The sequence below is a fragment of the Streptosporangium sp. NPDC001681 genome, assembly GCF_040298085.1.
Taxonomy (GTDB): domain Bacteria; phylum Actinomycetota; class Actinomycetes; order Streptosporangiales; family Streptosporangiaceae; genus Streptosporangium.
Map to the genome: position 1 here is coordinate 1 of NZ_JBEOZN010000279.1, position 3,325 is coordinate 3,325.

Below are 3,325 nucleotides of genomic sequence, written 5' to 3' on the forward strand. Positions count from 1 at the left end.
GGTGCTGGCCTCCGGGGAGCCGCAGGCGGCGGTCCGTGAGGGTGCGGTACGGGTGCCTCGTCTGGCTCGGGTGATGCCGGCCCAGGAAGCAGAACGGCCGTGGGATCCGGACGGTACGGTGTTGATCACTGGTGGTACCGGTGGTCTGGGTGGTCATCTGGCTCGGCATGTGGTGGCCGAGCGGGGTGTGCGGCGTCTGTTGCTGACCAGTCGCCGGGGTTTGGATGCTCCTGGTGCGGTGGAGTTGCAGGCGGAGCTGATCGCGCACGGGGTCGAGGTCACGGTCGCCGCCTGTGACATGGCGGATCGGGATGCGGTGGCGGCCCTGCTGGCGCAGGTCCCGGCCGAGCATCCGCTGACCGCCGTGATCCACACTGCCGGTGTGCTGGCCGACGGGACGATTCCGTCGCTGACGCCCGAGCGGCTGGACACCGTGCTGCGGCCCAAGGTCGATGCCGCCTGGCATCTGCATGAGCTGACCCGGGGTCTGGATCTGGCGGCGTTCGTCGTGTATTCGTCCTTGTCGGGTGTCATGGGCTCGGCTGGGCAGGGCAACTACGCGGCCGCGAACGCGTTCGTGGATGGGCTGGCTCAGTGGCGCCGGGCCGAGGGGCTGCCCGCGCTGTCGCTGGCCTGGGGTGCCTGGGCTCAGGACAGCGGATTGACCGGCACGCTAAGCGACGCCGACATGCGGCGGATCACCCGGATGGGCATGCCGCCGCTGTCGGTGGAGCAGGGCCTGGCGCTGTTCGACGCCGCCGGGCGGGTGGCCCGGCCGGTGGTGATCCCGTTCCGCTTGGAGCTGGCGGTGCTGCGCGCGCAGGGTGAGGTCTCGCCGTTGTTGCGGGGTCTGGTGCGGGGAGTGCGGCGGTCGGCGGCGTCCGGTTCGATGGTGGCGACGTTGCTGGGGCGGCTGGCTCCGCTGGGGGCGGCCGAGCGCACCGGGGTCCTGGTGGATCTGGTGCGTACCGAGGTGGCCTTGGTGCTGGGGCATGCCTCGCCGGAGATGGTGGAGGTGCGGCGGGAGTTTCGTGAGCTGGGCTTCGACTCTCTTACCGCGGTGGAGTTGCGTAACCGGCTGAACGGTGTGACCGGGTTGCGGTTGCCGTCCACGCTGGTGTTCGACTATCCGACGCCGGTGGTGCTGGCGGAGTTCCTGCTGGCCGAGTTGTTCGGTGAGGACGCCGACGTGGTCGTCCCCACGTCGGTGGTACCGGTCGCGGACGACCCGATCGTGATCGTGGGCATGGCGTGTCGTTATCCGGGTGGGGTGGCCTCTCCGGAGGATCTGTGGCGGTTGGTGGCCGAGGGCGGGGACGGGATCGGTGAGTTCCCGACCACGCGGGGCTGGGATCTGGGGGCGTTGTACAGCCCGGATCGGGAGAGCCAGGGCACCAGCTATGTGCACGAGGGCGGCTTTCTGGAGAGCGCCGCGCAGTTCGATCCGGGGTTCTTTGGGATCTCGCCGCGTGAGGCTTTGGCGATGGATCCGCAGCAGCGGCTGCTGCTGGAGACGTCCTGGGAGGCCTTCGAGCGGGCGGGCATGGATCCGGTCTCCTTGCGGGGCAGCCACACGGGTGTGTTCGTCGGCGTGATGTATAGCGACTACGGGATGAGCGTCGATCTCCCGCCGGAGGCGATGGGCTTCATCGGCACCGGTACGGCGGCCAGCGTTGCGACCGGCCGGGTCTCGTATGCGCTGGGGTTGGAGGGGCCTGCGGTGACGGTGGACACCGCGTGTTCGTCGTCGCTGGTGGCGATGCATATGGCGGCGCAGGCGCTGCGGTCTGGGGAGTGTTCGCTGGCGGTGGCCGGTGGTGTGACGGTGATGGCCAACCCGGGGGTGTTCATCGGTTTCAGCGCGCAGGGTGGGCTGGCCGGTGACGGCCGGTGCAAGTCCTTCGCTGACGCGGCGGACGGCACGAGCTATTCCGAGGGTGTGGGCATGCTGGTGCTGGAGCGGCTGTCGGACGCGCGCCGCAACGGCCATCAGGTGCTGGCGGTGGTGCGAGGGTCGGCGGTCAACCAGGACGGTGCGTCCAACGGGTTGACCGCGCCGAACGGCCCGTCGCAGCAGCGGGTGATTCGTCAGGCGCTGGCCGTGGCGGGCTTGAACCCCACCGAGGTGGACGCGGTCGAGGCGCACGGCACCGGCACGACGCTGGGTGACCCGATCGAGGCGCAGGCCCTGCTGGCCACCTATGGCCAGGACCGGGACGAGGACCGGCCGCTGTTGCTGGGGTCGATCAAGTCGAACATCGGTCACACCCAGGCGGCGGCGGGCGTGGCGGGTGTGATCAAGATGGTCATGGCGATGCGGCATGGGGTGCTGCCCAAGACGTTGCACGTGGATGCGCCGTCGTCGCATGTGGACTGGGCCTCGGGCGCGGTGGAAGTGCTGACCGAGCCGGTCGAGTGGCCGGAGACCGGTCGTCCGCGCCGGGCGGGTGTGTCGTCGTTCGGGATCAGCGGCACCAACGCGCACGTGATCCTCGAACAAGGGCCGGAAGCACCGGAAGGAGAAGACGCTTCGCAGGACCGGATGCCGGCCGCGGGTGTGGTTCCGGTGCTGGTGTCGGGCCGTACGGCGGAGGCGTTGCGGGCGCAGGCCGGACAACTGGCTTCGCGTGTGGACGGCGAGTCCGGTCTGGATCTGGCCGATGTGGCGTTCTCGCTGGCGACGACGCGGTCGGTGTTCGAGCATCGGGCGGTGGTGCTGGCCGAGGGCCGTGAGGGTGTGCTGGCCGGGCTGGGTGCGCTGGCCGAGGGCCTGCCGGGTGTGAGTGTGGTGGCCGGGGTGGCCGGGGCGGAGCCGCAGCTGGCGGTGTTGTTCACCGGTCAGGGCAGCCAGCGGGCGGGGATGGGCCGGGAGCTGTATGACCGCTTCCCGGTGTTCGCGACGGCGCTGGACGAGGTGATCGCGGAGCTGGACCCGCTGCTGGAGGGATCATTGCGCGAGGTGCTGTTCGCCGAGCCGGGCACGGCGGAGGCGGAGGCGCTGGATCGGACCGGGTGGGCGCAGCCTGCGTTGTTCGCGGTGGAGACGGCGCTGTTCCGGTTGGTGTCCTCGTGGGGGGTGCGGCCGGGTGTTCTGACCGGTCATTCGATCGGGGAGATCAGCGCGGCGCATGTGGCCGGGGTGCTGTCGCTTCAGGACGCGTGTGTGCTGGTGGCGGGCCGGGCGCGGTTGATGCAGGCGCTGCCGGCCGGTGGGGCGATGGTGTCGGTGCGGGCTTCTGAAGAGGAGGTCGCTGAGCTGCTGGTCGGGCGGGAGAAGGAGGTGTCGGTCGCGGCGGTGAACGGTCCGGCCTCGGTGGTGATCGCC

The 3,325-nt window shown here is 70.5% G+C and carries 1 protein-coding gene; it reads left to right on the forward strand.

The features are described 5' to 3' along the window. Nucleotides 1-73 precede the first annotated feature (73 nt). The coding region (locus ABT130_RS47260; protein WP_350966447.1) for a type I polyketide synthase at nt 74-3,325 on the forward strand (3,252 nt) is incomplete at its 3' end.